Genomic DNA, 17033 nt, shown 5'->3' with positions numbered 1-17033 from the left:
AATGAATGAAGTGTTGGCAAAGGGGATAAAAGCAAAAGAGGTTGCTAGAGAGCTTGTGCTTAAATCTACAGAGCAAAAAAACGAAGCACTTTCCGCAATAGCTGATCAGTTAATATTAGAAACAGCTTATATTTTAGAAGAAAACAAGAGGGATATTGAAGAAGGTAAGGCAAAAGGATTTTCTGATTCACTCCTTGATCGTCTTCTGCTAACTGAAAATCGTATTATTGATATGACAGAGGGGATTAAGCAGCTAATTGAATTACGTGATCCTGTAGGAGAATGTGTAAGTGCATGGGAAAGGCCAAATGGACTATCTATTCAGGAGATGCGCGTACCACTTGGTGTTGTCGGGATGATTTATGAGGCAAGACCGAATGTAACTGTTGATGCTGCTACAATTTGTTTAAAAACAGGAAACGCAGTAATACTACGTGGTAGTTCTTCTGCTATCCATTCTAACAAAGCCATCGTTAGCGTTATTCACCGGGCGCTTAAGCAAACTAGCTTGCCTTCAGAAAGTGTACAGCTCATAGAAGATACAACGAGAGATAGTGCAAAACAGTTGTTTACATTGAACGAGTACTTGGATGTTCTTATACCAAGAGGCGGTAAACAATTAATTGATACAGTAGTGAGAGAAGCGTCTGTTCCAGTACTTGAAACAGGTGTGGGAAATTGTCATATATTCATTGATGAAACAGCAGATAAACAAATGGCGTTTAATATTATTATAAATGCAAAAACACAGCGTCCATCTGTATGTAATGCAATTGAGACGATTGTACTTCATGAGAATTGGGCAGAGCAATATGGTAGCGAGTTGTTTTCTTCCTTGAATAAAAGAGGAGTGGAGCTACGTGGGTGATAATAAAGCAGTGGCGATTGATTCTTCTATCTTACTTGCGACAGAAGAAGACTGGGAAACTGAGTTTTTATCTCTCACACTAGCAGTGAAAGTGGTTTCCACTGTTGAAGAAGCGATTCATCATATAAATACGTATGGATCTATGCATTCTGAAGCAATTATTACTGAAAACGAGGAAAACGTCAGCAAGTTTTTTACTTCTGTAGATGCCGCGGCACTTTATCATAATGCATCGACTCGTTTTACAGATGGATCCGAATTTGGATTCGGAGCGGAAATTGGTATCAGTACACAAAAGTTACACGTAAGAGGACCAATGGGGCTTCCAGCATTAACTTCTACAAAATATGTGATTCGTGGAAATGGACAAATTCGAAAATAATAATAAAAGACACTCAATTGGCTTGGGTGTCTTTTATTATTAAAATTAATTACCATACAAATAGCCCAACGAGCATAGCACTTAATAAAGAAACAGCCATCCCGCTAACAAGAAGCTTCCAAACATTTTTACCGATGACTGATGATTTTTCTCCGCCAAATAATGAATTGTAAGTTCCGTAAATCATACCTACTGTACTAAAGTTAGCAAAAGAAGCTAGAAATGTCGTTGCAACCGCAACCGTATGCGGTTGTAGCGACTTTAAGTTTGATTTTAAATCCATCATTGCAACAAATTCATTCGTCGTTATTTTGATCCCCATTAATTCAGCTACATACATAGCATCACTGCCTGATAAACCGAGTAAAAATGCAAAAGGACTAAAGATAATGGAGAAGATTTTTTGAATTGTTAACCCCGTTACAAAAAATCCTAAAATCCCATTTAAACATGCTGTTAAAGCTACATAACCAATTACCATAGCTAAAATAACGATAACCATATTCATCCCAACTAACATACTGTTTGAAATAGTAGAAAAGAAATCCTTTTTTTCATGTTTTGAAGGTGTGTAAACAACGTCTTCTTCTTTCGAAACTTCCACAGGATTTAATACATTGGCTAAAATTAATGCGTTAATACAGTTTAATGGGATTGCGCTGAAAATATATGTTGCTGGAACCATTGATAAATAAGCACCAAGAATGGATCCGCTAACGCTACTCATACTCATAATTCCAAAAGTTAATAATCGATTTTCTTTTAAAACAGATAATTGATCACGAACAACCGCAAGTGCTTCGGTGTTTCCTAAAAACATCATTTGAATCGAAAAGAAACTTTCTAACTTTGGTAAACGAGAAATCTTTGAAATAACTGCACCTACTTTATCAATAATCCAAGTTAAGATTCCGAAATAAGAAAGAATATCGAAAAAAGTAATAACAAAAATGATAGGAAGTAACGCACTAAAGAAGAAATCAATGTGCTGACTTTCCATAGCTGAAGGAAATGCAAATCGAATACCTTCATTCGCACATGCTAGTAGCCAACTGAAAAATGACGCAATTTTATTAATGATAATACTGCCGAGCTTTGTGCCTAACATAAACCACGTAATAAAAAGCTCCAATAGGATGAGAATTACAATTGGTCTCCATTTTATATGTTTTTTATTAGGCGAACATAAGAAAATGATTAATATGACAACGAAAATCCCTAACATATTCAATATGAAATACATGTCAACAACTCCTTGAGAGTTATTATTTGTATATAAAAAAGCATCTATTCTTCCAAATTTGGATTATGATTAGAAGTTATGAAGCATGTAAGTTATGTTAGGAATTAATGTATTTTAATTTGCTTTATTTTGAGAAATCGCAGTAATTATCAAACAATTAGCTGTTTTCAATTGTTTTGTTGGATATTAAACGTATGCGATTTTAAACATCGTTTATTTCGGATTAACGGACAGTAAGATTTTTACCTCAAAATTCAAGGAAAGCAAAGAAGTGAGGTGGGGATGGGCTGCCCGCAAAATCCCGATTGGTAAGAGCTGATTAAAATTTCACTTTATAAATAAGAACGGTGAGTTGGCCATGAACCTTGAAGTTTCCGAAGCTGTATAATTTGTCCTGTATGATATGCATCATGCAAAAGGATATTCATATATTGTTGCCAAACTGGTAGAGAAGGACTTAGTTGATCTAGTTCTGCTTCTTGAAGGGCGGTTAATGAAGATTGTAAGGCATCATGTACTTGAAGCGTTCGCTTTACGGTTTGCTGCCAAGCGGCATCATCATTAGGTCCACCTTGGATAAACGTCTCATCATTATTTTGTGGAGCAACAAATGTGTCGTCTTCATGTAAGCGGGAAAGTAGGCGTTCTTTAAAGATTAATAAATGGTTCACATTTTCCCAAATCGTATTACTGGCAGCACCTTCTGGTTGCCAACATGCTTGTTCAACCGTAAGATTCTTTACCGCTTCTGATATTGGTGGGTACCATTCTTCTTCGTAAAAAACTTGTTGGACTCCATTTTGCAACATTTCTTTTCTTCCCATTCGTATAGCCTCCTGTTCATTTTTCTTAATAAAACCAATTCTCTTTTCTCTTCAATAAACCTTTTCTATAGTTGCACAAGAGGGTGAAAGACAACTTATAACAGAGCCATTAAAAAACTTCTTTTTAATATGATACTTAATAATCAAGGCTTTAATTGAGTCAGAATGAAAAAGAGTATAAACCTTTCTCTATTTGCTCATGGATTAGAGTTTTTTTGAAGTCGCAAAATAATTCTAAAAATATAGAAGGTTAAATTCGATAAAAATAGAATTTGATATATAGCAAACAAGGAGGGGATAAAAATGGAGGTCTATCACATAACGAGTAGAAAGAGGGAAACTTATAACGTTCAAGTGAAATATTCGATACTTTTCGAATGTGCGCTTGGCATTGCAGCAATTACTCATAAGAGGTTAATTGATACACTTGAAAAGAGTCAAAATGAATGGGAAGAAATTAAGAAATCATTAACAGAAGAAATGAGAGAGCACTTACAATTTGTCGAAGAAAATAATACGTGGAAAGCATTGCTTCAATTGTTGTATGAAGAAGACATACAGGATGTATCACAGTTTCATGTTAAAATCGATTCACTTTCAGAAGAAGATTTGAAGTATATATGTTTACCGTTTTTAGGGGAGAAATATGAGAAAAAAAGACGTTTAGCCGCAAGTAGAGATAGAACTGCAATACATGAACTAAAGGAATTAACACATGATCATCAGTTTTTCTCTACGTACATTCGCTTTATATGTGACGTAGATGTACAAGTGCTGAAATCTCATTTAATCGCTGTAATGACAGGGTGGTATGAGAGTGTAATTAAGAGTGAGGAAGAAGAAATACTTTCTATATTAAAACGAGATTATGAAGCAAAAAATGAAATGAATAAAAAGATGAAGCCGGAAGAGTTTGTCGAGTGGGCTACAGGTGGCGTTATTTATATGCCAGAGCCAAGTGTTCATCACGTATTTCTTATTCCGCAAATGACGTACAGACCGTGGAATATTGAGGCAGATATTGAAGATACGAAAGTATTTCATTATCCAGTTGCAAACGAAAGTATCCATCCTGAAGATCCATATGAACCGAATTATTTTTTAGTTCAAAAACATAAAGCTCTTGGAGATGAAGCGAGGTTACGCATTGTAAAAATGTTGTTCGAAAAAGAACGAACATTGCAGGAAATTACAGAAAGATTGCAACTTGGTAAATCGACTGTACACCACCATTTGAAATTGTTACGTGCAGCGAAGTTAGTGGATATACACGATGGAAAATATGTATTAAGAAAGAAAGCAGTACAGTCTTTAGCGAAAGAATTAGATATGTTTTTGAATAGATAATTAACAACGAGAATGTACATAAAGGGAGGAATATAAAAGAAAAGTTGGTGTATGAAATTGAAAAATGTATTGAAAAATCGTTCGTTTTTTTTTATGTGGATTGGTAGTGCAATCTCAGAATTAGGAGGGGCTTTCGGAACGTTATGTAATTCAATTCTAGTATATGAGTTAACAGGATCAGAAATGGCTTTAAGTAGTATGTGGTTATTATATTTCATCCCATCACTCATACTGCAATTAATCAGCGGCCCATTTATTGATAAATGGAGCCGGAAGTGGATTATGATTTTTTCACAATGGATACGAGCGTCCGTATTTTTATTACCTTTAGTGATGCTAGTTTCAGGTAGTATAGAAGTTTGGCACATTTATGTTGTTCAAATAGTAGTGGGACTTATTACACCACTTTATACACCTGCAAGTCAAGCCATTACACCGAGCATTGTAAGGAAAGAACAACTTCAAGATGCGAATGCGTACATTGATGGAATGACTCGCCTTATGATGTTTCTTGCGCCAGTATTAGGTGGAGTAGTCATTCATTTCATTGGAACAGAACTTACATTATCTTTCGTATGCATTTGTTTATTTGTTAGTGGTGCTTTCTTACTTTATATAAAAGAAAATAGAACGTCGCAACCTATTCGGAAAACGTGGCTTGGACAGTTTCTTCACGGTTTTACATATTTTTTTACAAAACCAATCATCGTTTGGCTCGGTATATTTCTTACTTTCGTGCAATTTGGAGTTGGGGTAACGATGGTTACAAATCTTCCTTATATAAAAGACGAGCTGTCAGCGGGATATGCGGAATTTGGTTATTTTATGGCCGGATTCCCACTTGGCTATGTAGTTGGATCTATACTAGTCGGAAAAGTAACATATAAAAGCAGGCGTATACTTATGCTTGGAGGATTGTTTATCGGGGGACTCACATACATTTCGCTAGGTTTTAACCACAGTATTGTAATGGCGGTAATAATTGAAATAGTTGCAGGTGTTTGTATTGCCTTTTTCAATGTTTATAACACAACGATATGCCAACAATCAGTTCCGAACAATATGATAGGACAAATATTTTCGGTGCGATTATTTTTCATACGATCCGCTATGCCGTTAGGTGTGTTAGTAGGGGGCATATTGAGTGAAATGTGGGGAGTAAGAGCACTATACTTTATTATCGGTTCAATTATATGTGTCACTTCTTTAATCGGAATCTTACTCCCATATTTCAAATTTTTAGATGAGGCGATAGAAGAGAAAACAGCATAATTCGAAAAATTTAAACTTTATAATTGAAAATAATTATCATAATCAACTATAATAAAAGTATAGTAGTATTCGTATTACAATGAAGGAGTGGGATATATGTTTATCGAAACGAAAACATTTACAGTAAAAGAAGGTACATCAAATATAGTTGTAGAACGTTTTACTGGAGAAGGTATTATTGAAAAATTTGAAGGCTTTATTGACTTAAGTGTTCTTGTGAAAAAAGTAAGACGCGGCGACGAAGAAGTAGTCGTTATGATTCGCTGGGAATCTGAAGAAGCATGGAAAAACTGGGAAACAAGTGAAGAACACTTAGCTGGACATAGAGCGGGCCGTGGTAAACCAAAACCAGATCATATCATTAATGTGGATCACGCAGTTTATTATGTGAAATCATCAAAAGCGGCTTATCAGCAGTCGTAATATACAAGCAGAGGATACATGTTGTAGAAGCAATCATGTATCCTCTTTTTTATTACTGGGGGGATGGGAATGATAGGAAATCTTTCATTCATTTAAAAAACGTTCTAGGCTATGGAGAAAAGTATTAGACTTATAAAGCATAGTCTTAGACGGAACGCTTGAATATCTTACCTTGCATATTTAAGTGTTATGAAAATGAGTCTACATACTCTCTGCTTAAAAGGAGATGAGTGAATGAAGTTAAATCATTTGAATTTATGTGTTGATGATTTATCAGAAGCGAGACATTTCTTTGAAACATTTTTTGATTTTCAATTTTTAGAGCAAAAGGGAAAGGCATTATTAGTAATGAGTGATGAGAGTGGATTTATACTGGTGCTAAGCGACCCCAAAGCATTTAAGGGGAATAAGGAAGTGATGTATCCAGAAGCTTTTCATATTGGTTTTTTAGTGGATACTTCAAATGAAGTTGATCAAACATATAATCGTTTAGTAGCTGGTGGCATTGAAATAGACAAGGAACCGTATACGATGAGAGGTAGTAGTTATGGTTTTTATTTTACAGTATTTAATGGCTTATTAATTGAGGTGTCTTGTCTTGATTACAGAGAAGGTAAGAAAGTTTCAAAGCTTAATAGTAATCATCAAGAGTAATCATTTGAAGGTGTATAGAATTTAAGTATGTATCATATTAGAAGACGGATTAAGAAAGTTTCACTGTAAAGTAAAAAAGACAGACTAATAAATAGTCTGTCTTTTCACATTAATTCTTCACATCATCATAAAGTTCAAGCGCCTCTTTCACATTCAATCCATTCTTCACAATGCCATGTATCGCTTGAATCATCGCAGCTGGGTGCTCGGATTGCCATATGTTTCGGCCCATGTCTACTCCAATTGCGCCTTCTTGCAGCGCATTGTACGTAATGTTTAATGCGTCTTCAATTGAATCTAGTTTTGGGCCACCTGCGATGACGACTGGGGCAGGGCATGTGCTCGTTATTTTTTCGAATCCCTCGCAGTAATACGTTTTAATAATATCAGCACCCATTTCAACACATACGCGGGAAGCAAGTGCTAGAAAGCGAGCTTCACGTTTTTGTAATTCTTTTGCGACTGCGGTAATGCCGAGTACAGGTAGGCCGTAATCGTGAGCTTCAGAGACTACATTTGCGAGATTCGAAACAGTTTGTGTTTCATAGTCTGATCCGACAAAAACAGAAACACCAACGCCAATTGCGTTTTGCTTCACTGCTTCTTTTACAGGTGTAACAATTGTTTCATTCGCTAAATCTTTACCGACGACAGTAGCGCCGCCAGATACACGCATAACCATCGGTGTGCTGCAGTTTTCAGGAATACAGGAGCTAAGTACACCGCGCGTTAAAAAGAGGGAGTCTGTATAAGGAAGTAAGTTTTTTACTGTTTCAAGTGGTTGTTCTAGTCCGTGAATTGGTCCTAAGAAATAACCGTGATCTATTGCTAACATAACCGCTCTACCATCAGGTAAAATTGTATTTAATCGATTTTTAAATCCCCAAGTCATTCCAAATCACTCCTTCGTTAATGTTGGATTTTCCGTTTGTACAGTATCTTTATTTGGTAAATGTGGTGACTTAATAAAAACAGCTTTAAAAGGTTTGTCAGAATGGTTAATAAGATAGTGAGATTCATGAGGACGAACTTGCAGGACATCACCTTGTTTAATTGGAACTCTTTCATTATTCACATAGAAATCTATTTCACCTTCTAATGCATAAAAGACCTCTTCGCACGTCGTATGATAATGGTTTTGAAACTCCTGGCCCGGTTGAATGACAACAAGGCCAAGATCAATATTTGGACCTTGTATTAAATATTTCGGCCCGTTATCACCGAAGCGATAGGAGAAGTCATTTTCATTCGCTTTTAACATACAGTTCACTCCTTTATGTAATGTGTTACAGTGCACCAGGCGCAGTCCACATATGTGAGGGGAGCCCTTTATCAGCTAAAGCGAGCTGACTGTCATATACAGTTTTCCATGTTTCATAGAACTCTTTATATAGTTCGTGATTTTCAGTAACTGGTTCGAATGTTTGCTCCCACTGTACAAACTCTTCGGCAGTTTCTTCCATAGATGAATATATGCCAGCACCAACTCCAGCAGCAATCGCAGTTCCTAAAGCAGCTGCTTCTTTCACAACAGGTACTTTTACAGGAATACCGAGTACGTCTGATAGAATTTGTGGCCATAGTTTTCCTTTAGCGGCACCGCCAGCAAAAATAACTTCAGAAGGGAATGTGCCAGTTAGATTTTTTATTAATTTTAAGTTTCCAAGTGTAATGAAGGCTGCATTTTCTTCAATAGCACGAAACAGTTCTTTTTTTCCGCATTTGTCAGCGTCTAAACTTAAATTTAAAAAAGAAGGTGCGGCATGACGCCAAGAAATGTAGTTCATAACGTTTGAAAAAGTAGGGATAATGCCATGTGAACCGACAGGTACGTCTTTCGCTTGTTCTTCTAGTAATTCATAAGCATCTACACCGAGTTTATCAGCAAGTTTCTTTTCTTCTTGGCAAAAAGCGTCTCGAAACCAGCGCATAACGAGACCTGGGAAAAAGGCGATTGTTTCATATTGCCATAGGTTCGGAACAACGTGACAATTTACTCGAATCGCAGCATGTGGATCTGTTATTGGCTCAGTAACATTCACTTCTTGTTGCCAAAAGCTCCCCCCGCATATTAACGTTTGATTCGGTTTCACGATTCCTGTTCCGAGCGATGCCATTTGAGCATCTCCACCCCCGGCGACGACAGGAATCCCTTCACGTAATCCAGTTAATGCTGCACACTCTTTTGTAACGTTGCCAATTACTGTACCAGCTTCATTTACTGTTGGTGAAAATGGCAAAGATAGGCCGCACTCCTTAGCGACATCGTTATCCCACACTCTATTTTGTAAGTCAAAAATACCTGACGTGCATCCGTTTGAGGGATCGATTTGTAGTACGCCGCTTAGTTTATATAAAATCCAATCGTTTAACATTGTAAAAGAGTGAATATTATTATAGACGTCGGGTTCATGTTTTTTTATCCAGAGTAGGCGTGGTAAAGCACCTAATGAAAAAGTTTGACCAGACTTTGTATATAAATCTTTTTCAAGATGTGACCGAATTTCTTTTAATTCACTAACTTCGACGGATGCGCGCCCATCAACATTTGCACACGCCCATATTTCTTGCCCATCTTGATCATATAAAACAAATCCTTCTCGCATACTTGTAGCGCTAATAGCAAGAATAGAAGAGGCAGGAGTGTTGCTTTTTTGAAGCACCTCTTTCGTACATTCTTGTACTAGCTTCCAATTTTCTACTACATCAAAGTTCATAGAGCCTGGATAACGAAGGTCAGATTTGTGAATCCATTCTTTTTGACTTACTGCAATTTGATTACCATGTAAATCAAAAAGAACTGCTCGAATGCTCCCTGTACCAGCATCGAAAGCTAATAAATGGGACATTAACAATCACCATCCTTTCGTAATAAGGAGAGGGCAGTTTCCTCATCGGTAATTAATGAATGAATAAACTTTCCTTTTAAGGCACCACAAATTGCATCTATCTTTTCAGTACCTCCAGCAACACCGACGACATGCTTCATATTGCGCAAAATAGAGAGGGGCGTGCCAATTAGACGATTGTGATGCGAGAGCTCTAATAAATCGCCATTTGTATTATAAAACTGTCCTAAAATATCGCCAGCACCGTTTTGACTACGAATATATGTCATCTCACGTAGTGTTAATTTTTCTTCTTTTACAATCGTAGCGTCTTGAGATAATCCCCCAATACCGACAACAGCCGTATGAGCAAGTGAAGCGACTTGAAGCATATCTTTTACACTCGGTTCTGATAGAATACTTTGTGCCATTTCGGTTGTAGACGCTAGAAACGGCGTAGGGATAATGTGAAGTTCGCCTTGCATGTAGTGTAAATAGTTTTGTTTTCTCGGGAGATAGTGATTTACCCCGCCTGTGAGCGTTACGATTGAAAGGTTGATAGAACTTTCAAAATGAATGTTTTCTAGCATTTTGCTAATTGTTTCTCCCCAGCCAATACCGAGTAAATCACCTTGCTGGAGATGAGTTTCTAAATATTGTGCAGCAGCTTTTCCGAGAGAAGCGTGATAATTGTTTACTGGGGTAGGGATAATAAAAGCATCTTTTAAGTGGAATTTTTTCATTAGGTCACGCTCAATACTTAAACAGTGCAAACCAGTCCCTTTTACGTGAAATGTAACGATACCTTCACTTCGCGCTTTATCTAATAACCGGACGACTTTATTTCTTGAAATATGAAGAAGTGACGCGATCTCCTGTTGTGTTAATTGGTCTTTATAATAGTACCAAGCTACTTTAGTTAATAAATTTTCTTCAAAGTTCAGCTGAGTCATACTCTTCATCCCTTTCAACAATTGACCACAGCTTAAACATATGTACCATATATTTTGTTTATTCCAGTTGAAACGATTAATAGTACGTAGAAAAAAGTGTTCTAGATATAAAAAAAGGAATATACAATGCTACAAAACAAGTAGAACAAATAATCATTTTCTCAAAAAATGTTCTGGATAAAGGCAGGTGACATCATGTGGAGAACGTACCTTTATTACAAGTAAAGAAAATGAGTAAGGCGTTTTTAAATCAACTTGTATTAAAAGAAGTGAACTTACAAGTAGAGCGCGGAGATATATACGCTTTAGTGGGGGAGTAAATGGCGCCGGGAAATCAACATTAATGAAAATATTAACGGGGTTATATTCGTATGATGATGGAGAGATGTATGTAAAAGGAAGGAAGCAACAGTTTTCAAATCCATCAGAAGCACACCGAAAAGGTATTTATTTAATACCGCAAGAACCACTCATTTTTCCGCATATGACTATTGAAGAAAATATATGTATCGGGTTAAAAGAAAAGAAAAAGAAACTAAAAGTACAGATTCAGCAATTGATTAGCAGCTTAGGATGGGATATTGACCTTAATAAACTAGGAGGAACATTATCGATTGCGCAACAACAGTTAGTAGAAATCGTTAGAGGATTAATAAGAGAAGCTGAGATTCTTATTCTAGATGAGCCAACATCGACATTAACAACACACGAAATTAAGAGTCTTTTTGTGTTGATGAAAAGTTTACAAGAAAAAGGAATTGGGATGATTTATATTACGCATCGTTTTCCAGAAATCTTTGAAATTGCCAACAAAGTAGCAATACTACGTGATGGAATGGTTGTAAGCCAAGGTGATGTATGTGACTATACATATGACATGCTGATGGAGGGACTATTGCCAAAAGGATATAAACAGAAAGAGAAAATAGAAGTAGTTCAAGAGACAGTAAAGACGAAAAAAATATTAGAAGTGGTTGATATAAATGGTCACGCATTCGAAAATATATCATTCACTGTACATGCGGGTGAGGTTGTAGGTGTTGCTGGCATTATAGGATCTGGCAGAACGGAATTAGCAGAAGCGATATTTGGATTGAAAACTATAAAATCAGGGTCTATCTTATTGGGTGGAAAATCAATTGATACGTGTTCTTTGCATAAAAGGCTAGACGAAGGACTAGTTTATGTGCCAGAGGATAGGGCGAGGAATGGAATTTTCTCAATTGCTTCTGTTAAAGAAAATATTGCAGCAGCAAGTTTATATCAAAATAATCGCTTTTTTATAAATAAAGAAAAAGAAAGCGCTTTAGTTAATTCGTTTATAGAACAGTTCCGAATTGTTGTACAGGATATGAATAAAGAACTGGCATCTTTATCAGGAGGTAATCAGCAGAAGGTCGTGCTTGCGAAGTATCTTGCATGTAATCCTAAAATTATTATTCTTGATGAGCCGACTCGCGGAATTGATGCGAAAGCAAGGCTTGAAGTGTATGAGACGATAAAAAAAATGAAAAGGGAAGGACTCGCAATTTTATTAATCTCTTCAGATGTTGAAGAAATTGTCCAATTAGTAAACCGTGTATATGTAATGAGAAATGGGCGATTTGTTTCTCATATGGAAAAAGAACAACTGAGTGTGAATGAAGTTACACGCCTTGCATACGGAGGTGTAGCGGAATGAAACATATGTTAAAAATGCATGAAACGTCTATCATACTGTTACTACTAATTTATATAGCTATTGTAGGAATGATAAACCCTAGTTTTATTCAATTTAACTCGTTATCTTTACTGATGAAATCAAGCGTTATTTTAGTCGTGCTAGCAATCGGTCAATCGTTCGTCTTATTTACGAAAAATATAGATGTATCAGTTGGTTCAAGCATGGGGTTAAGTGCAGCAGTTTGCGGAATGATGTTAACGAATGGGTATAGTGCATTCTTGTCGATATTTGTAGCTATTATACTTGGGGCCATTATTGGTTTCGTAAATGGTATTGGAGTTGCGAAGTTTCGGGTACCAGCCATTATTATGACATTAGGCATGTTAGGAATTATTAGAGGTACAATGTTAATTTTCACAGGCGGGAAGTGGATTGAAGATATTCCAAACGATTTTAAGCAGCTGTCATCTATCATCATTCTTGGTTTACCTATAACTGTATGGTTCGTTCTTATTATTTTACTACTACTATACTTCTTTTTAAGAAAAGTGCCATTGGGAAGATACTTTTATGCGGTAGGTGATAATGAAGATGGCGCGAGGCTTATTGGTATACCTGTAAATAAAGTGAAGATATATGCGTTTATGATTTCAGGCATAAGCGCTGCGCTCGCTGGTTGCATATTTGTTATGAATATCGGTTTCGTGCCAAATCAAACAGGTACAGGATTAGAATTACAAGTAATCGCAGCCGCTGTACTAGGAGGAATTCATTTAAAAGGAGGAACAGGATCTTTATTTGGAGCTGCATTAGGAGCGTTATTTTTAGAAACAATAAGTAGCTCACTCGTCTTTTTAAAAATACCAGCATTTTGGAATAATGCTATTTCAGGTTTTTTATTATTACTTATCATCATATTAGATAGTGTTATGAAAAAGTGGAAGGCAGAAAGGAGGATGAATCTATGAAGTATGTATATAGATGGGAAGGGGTTCTAATTGTATTACTTCTTGTAGAATTCATCCTTTTTAGTTTAATAAATAGTGATTTCTTAAATATTAGTAATCTCCTTTTTAGTACAAATGATTTCCTATTTATCGCAATTGCGGCGATACCAATGACTTTTGTTATAGTAACAGGAGGAATTGATGTATCGATCGGCTCAATAATGGGGCTCACTTCAATCTTAATCGGTGTACTTTGGATGAACGGAATACCTATTTTGTTTGCTGTTATAATCGCCCTAATAATTAGTTGTTTAGCAGGCGCTTTAAACGGACTCATTATAAAAATGACGGATGTAGAACCACTCGTCGTTACACTCGGAACGATGTTTTTATACGGGGGAATTGCCCTCGTCATTTCAGGAGGGGCAGGTGCTTCTGGGTACGAAGGAATAAGCGGTTTACCTGACACATTTGTACAACTGGCAAACGGTAGTTTTATAGGAATACCGAATTTATTATGGCTACTGATCGTATTAACAGTTTTATGTACTGTATTATTTCACCGAACTATATACGGGCGCCATGTAAAATTAACAGGTGCGAACGAAAATACAGCAAAATACACCGGGATTAAAACGAAAAAAGTAGTCATTATCGCTTACATACTTTCCGGGTTAGGAGGTGGATTAGGAGGTGCTTTCTTAACCGCATATTTTGGTTCCGCACGTGCTGATATGGGAAGTGAAACAATTTTACCAATCATTACAGCAGTCGTATTAGGCGGGACACTTATTACGGGGGGAAAAGGAAGTATTATTGGTACTGTACTAGCGAGTATTTTTATTGGGCTCATGCAGTATGGCTTGCAAATGACGGGTTTAACAAATGAACAATCCAATGTAGTAATAGGTATTATCCTTATTCTTTCAGTTATTATGAGACATTTCAAATTACATCAATTCTTAGCGGAGAAAAGAAAGAATTTGCATAAGGGGGAAATGTCATGAAGAGAAAACTGGGGATTGTATTGATTGTATGTATTTGTTTAATCGGTTTAATTGCGTGTTCTAGCCAAACGGCAGATAAGAAAAAGGTTGATGATGTGAAATTTGCATTTATTCCGAAATTAACAGGAGTTGGTTTCTTCACATCGGGTGGTGAAGGGGCAAAAGAGATGGGAGATAAGTTAGGCGTGCAAGTGAAGTATGATGGACCGTCTGAAGCGAGCGTATCCGGGCAAGTAAAGTATATAAATAATTTTATTAACCAAAACTATGATGCACTTATGGTTTCCTCTACATCAGTTGATGGTTTATCGCAATCACTACAACGTGCTAAGAAAAAAGGAATGACTGTCTTAACGTGGGATTCTGATGTGAATCCGAAAGATCGTTCTTTTTATATAAGCCAAGGAACACCAGACCAACTTGCTAATTTATTAATAGAAATGACTTCAAAGCAAATTGGAGATAAAGGAAAAGTAGCCTTCTTTTATTCTAGCCCGACAGTAACGGATCAAAACCAATGGGTAACGAAAGCGAAAGAAATTATTAAAAAGAAATATCCGAACTGGGAAATTGTAACGACGCAGTACGGTGAAAATAATGCGCAAAAGTCTTTGTCAGTAGGAGAGAATATTTTAAAAACGTATCCTGATATTAATGCAGTCATTTGTCCAGATGCAACGGCACTTCCGGCAATGGCACAAGCAGCTGAAAATTTAAAAATGGATAAAAAGGTTGTCGTAACTGGCTTCTCTACACCAAACGTTATGCGTGATTACGTAAAACGAGGAACAGTAGCACAATTTGGTTTATGGGATGTAAAACAACAAGGTGCTCTCGCAACGTATGTAGCAAATGAAATTGTTGTAAAAGGGAAGAAGTTAAAAGTAGGGGATAGCTTCGAAGTAAAAGGAATTGGAAAAGTGAAGGTAGAGCCAAACTCCATTCAAGGATATGATTATGAGGCAGAAGGGAATGGAATTATCGTATTACCAGAACGAGTTGTATTTACGAAAGATAATATTGATAAGTATAATTTTTAGTAGACAAAAAAACGTCCGAATATATCGGACGTTTTTTTATTTCTTCATTAATTATGAACAGTTTCTTTTTCGTTTAATCCAAGTGTACGACCAGTAGAAGTGTGAAGATCTTGGAACAATCTTGGATTTTCAGTTAGTGAAATGCCATATGAAGGAATCATTTCTTTTATTTTTTCTTCCCATTCTATCATGCGGCTTGGGAAACATTTTTCTAATACTTCAAGCATGACGTGAACAGCAGTAGAAGCACCTGGTGATGCGCCTAGTAATGCGGCGATTGAGCCGTCAGCTGCACTTACTACTTCTGTACCAAATTGAAGTGTCCCTTTACCACCAGCATCAGTATCTTTAATTACTTGTACACGTTGCCCAGCAACTACAATATCCCAATCTTCACTTTTCGCGTTCGGAATGAATGCCGGGAAATCGAGCATACGTTTTTCGTGTGATAACATAACTTGCTGAATTAAGTATTTTGTAAGTCCCATTTCTTTTACACCAGCGGCTAACATCGTTAAGACGTTATTCGGTTTTACAGAACCGATTAAGTCAAGATTTGAACCTGTTTTTAAGAATTTAGGTGAGAAGCCTGCGAATGGTCCAAACAGTAAAGCTTTTTTATTGTCTATATATCTCGTATCTAGATGAGGTACAGACATTGGCGGAGCACCAACCTTAGCTTTACCGTACACTTTCGCATGATGTTGCTCTACAACTTTTTGGTTTTTACATACCATAAATAGTCCACTTACCGGGAATCCACCGATATGTTTTGATTCAGGGATACCAGTCTTTTGAAGTAGAGGTAGGCTACCGCCACCGCCGCCAATAAAGACGAATTTAGCAGTATGATGCTCAATTTTACCACTATTCATATCGTGTACTTTTACTTCCCACAAACCATTTTTCGTGCGCTTAATATTTTCGACACTATGCTTGTAGTTTAGCTCGACATTTTTTGTTTTTAAGTAATCAAACAACATACGTGTTAATGCACCGAAGTTAACATCCGTTCCAGAGTCAATCTTCGTTGCCGCCATCGGTTCATTAGATGTGCGGCCTTCCATAATGAGTGGAAGCCATTTTTTTAATGTTTCAGGAGCATCAGAAAATTCCATTCCTTGAAACAGTGGATTTTTTGAAAGCGCTTCAAAACGGTTTTTTAGAAACTCAACATTTTTTTTCCCTTGTACTAAACTCATATGAGGTAGTGGCATAATAAAATCTTGTGGATTACGAATTAATTTGCTCTTTACAAGATATGCCCAAAATTGTCTTGAAAGCTGGAATTGCTCATTCACTTTTACAGCCTTACTAATATCTATAGATCCGTCAGCTTTTTCGGAAGTATAGTTCAGTTCGCATAGCGCAGAATGCCCTGTACCTGCATTATTCCATTCGTTAGAGCTTTCTTCCCCGGCACTTGCGAGTTTTTCAAAAACTTTAATTTCCCATTCTGGTGCTAATTCTTTTAGTAATGAGCCTAACGTTGCACTCATAATTCCTGCACCAATTAAGATAACGTCTGTTTTTTGCTGCATGTTGCTCATGATAATCTCTCCATCCCCTATATTGGCAAAAA

Annotated in this window: 14 protein-coding genes and 2 pseudogenes; 9 read left to right on the top strand and 7 right to left on the bottom strand. The window is 36.6% G+C overall.

Translation table 11 applies throughout. The annotated features are described in order from the left end of the window. Window position 1 precedes the first annotated feature (1 nt). Window positions 2-1250, top strand: a pseudogene (locus BC_RS14890) (glutamate-5-semialdehyde dehydrogenase). Window positions 1251-1299: 49 nt separating this feature from the next. Here the strand turns inward: BC_RS14890 and BC_RS14885 are convergent. Continuing rightward, window positions 1300-2493 (bottom strand): NupC/NupG family nucleoside CNT transporter, encoded by a 1194-nt coding sequence (locus BC_RS14885; RefSeq protein ID WP_000273596.1) that lies wholly within the window; start codon window positions 2491-2493, stop codon window positions 1300-1302. Window positions 2494-2825: 332 nt separating this feature from the next. Then, window positions 2826-3317 (bottom strand): DinB family protein, encoded by a 492-nt coding sequence (locus BC_RS14880; protein WP_000532735.1) that lies wholly within the window; start codon window positions 3315-3317, stop codon window positions 2826-2828. A 303-nt stretch (window positions 3318-3620) separates the two neighbouring features. Between BC_RS14880 and BC_RS14875 the strand changes: the two genes are divergently transcribed. The 4 genes from BC_RS14875 to BC_RS14860 all read left to right on the top strand — a co-directional run bounded on the left by BC_RS14875 (window position 3621) and on the right by BC_RS14860 (window position 7013). Continuing rightward, a complete protein-coding gene (locus tag BC_RS14875; RefSeq protein WP_000454564.1) occupies window positions 3621-4664 on the top strand; it encodes an ArsR/SmtB family transcription factor in 1044 nt (347 codons plus the stop codon). A 51-nt stretch (window positions 4665-4715) separates the two neighbouring features. Next, a complete protein-coding gene (locus tag BC_RS14870; protein WP_000769364.1) occupies window positions 4716-5936 on the top strand; it encodes an MFS transporter in 1221 nt (406 codons plus the stop codon). 96 nt (window positions 5937-6032) lie between these two features. Then, window positions 6033-6359 carry a heme-degrading monooxygenase HmoA gene (hmoA, locus tag BC_RS14865; RefSeq protein WP_000469496.1) on the top strand — a complete coding sequence of 109 codons (327 nt, stop codon included), beginning with the start codon at window positions 6033-6035 and terminating at the stop codon, window positions 6357-6359. A 234-nt stretch (window positions 6360-6593) separates the two neighbouring features. Beyond that, window positions 6594-7013 (top strand): VOC family protein, encoded by a 420-nt coding sequence (locus BC_RS14860; RefSeq protein ID WP_000773075.1) that lies wholly within the window; start codon window positions 6594-6596, stop codon window positions 7011-7013. A 109-nt stretch (window positions 7014-7122) separates the two neighbouring features. Here BC_RS14860 and lsrF read toward each other — a convergent pair whose 3' ends face one another. From lsrF to BC_RS14840, 4 genes are read right to left on the bottom strand one after another with little or no spacing between them, the layout of a single operon-like run. Further along, entirely contained in the window at window positions 7123-7905 is a 783-nt protein-coding gene (lsrF, locus tag BC_RS14855; RefSeq protein ID WP_000219772.1) for a 3-hydroxy-5-phosphonooxypentane-2,4-dione thiolase, read from the bottom strand. Window positions 7906-7911: 6 nt separating this feature from the next. Continuing rightward, a complete protein-coding gene (locus tag BC_RS14850; RefSeq protein WP_000909986.1) occupies window positions 7912-8274 on the bottom strand; it encodes a cupin domain-containing protein in 363 nt (120 codons plus the stop codon). Window positions 8275-8299: 25 nt separating this feature from the next. Then, window positions 8300-9862 carry an autoinducer-2 kinase gene (gene lsrK, locus BC_RS14845; protein WP_000018809.1) on the bottom strand — a complete coding sequence of 521 codons (1563 nt, stop codon included), beginning with the start codon at window positions 9860-9862 and terminating at the stop codon, window positions 8300-8302. Then, the gene (locus BC_RS14840; protein WP_000192708.1) at window positions 9862-10794 is read right to left on the bottom strand and encodes a sugar-binding transcriptional regulator; all 933 of its coding nucleotides are present in this window, start codon (window positions 10792-10794) and stop codon (window positions 9862-9864) included. The genes lsrK and BC_RS14840 overlap by 1 nt, the downstream gene beginning before the upstream one ends. A gap of 197 nt (window positions 10795-10991) precedes the next feature. On the opposite strand from BC_RS14840, the pseudogene BC_RS14835 reads away from it, so the two are divergent. The 4 genes and pseudogenes from BC_RS14835 (at window position 10992) to lsrB (ending at window position 15451) form a co-directional block, all read left to right on the top strand. Continuing rightward, a pseudogene (locus BC_RS14835) lies at window positions 10992-12475 on the top strand (sugar ABC transporter ATP-binding protein). Further along, the gene (locus BC_RS14830; protein ID WP_000682144.1) at window positions 12472-13425 is read left to right on the top strand and encodes an ABC transporter permease subunit; all 954 of its coding nucleotides are present in this window, start codon (window positions 12472-12474) and stop codon (window positions 13423-13425) included. The pseudogene BC_RS14835 and the gene BC_RS14830 overlap by 4 nt, the downstream one beginning before the upstream one ends. Further along, window positions 13422-14411 (top strand): ABC transporter permease, encoded by a 990-nt coding sequence (locus tag BC_RS14825; RefSeq protein ID WP_000878521.1) that lies wholly within the window; start codon window positions 13422-13424, stop codon window positions 14409-14411. Before BC_RS14830 ends, BC_RS14825 begins: the two co-directional genes overlap by 4 nt. Beyond that, window positions 14408-15451 carry an autoinducer 2 ABC transporter substrate-binding protein LsrB gene (gene lsrB / locus BC_RS14820; RefSeq protein ID WP_000823665.1) on the top strand — a complete coding sequence of 348 codons (1044 nt, stop codon included), beginning with the start codon at window positions 14408-14410 and terminating at the stop codon, window positions 15449-15451. Before BC_RS14825 ends, lsrB begins: the two co-directional genes overlap by 4 nt. Before the next feature lie 47 nt (window positions 15452-15498). Here lsrB and mqo read toward each other — a convergent pair whose 3' ends face one another. After that, window positions 15499-17001, bottom strand: coding sequence for a malate dehydrogenase (quinone) (gene mqo, locus BC_RS14815; RefSeq protein WP_000069141.1), 1503 nt, complete (start codon window positions 16999-17001; stop codon window positions 15499-15501). Between the last annotated feature and the right edge of the window lie 32 nt (window positions 17002-17033).

This window comes from Bacillus cereus ATCC 14579 (assembly GCF_000007825.1).
In the GTDB taxonomy this organism is placed as follows: Bacteria; Bacillota; Bacilli; order Bacillales; family Bacillaceae_G; genus Bacillus_A; species Bacillus_A cereus.
The sequence above is the reverse complement of the archived record's forward strand: the minus strand, read 5'-3'. Positions and strand labels throughout refer to the sequence as shown.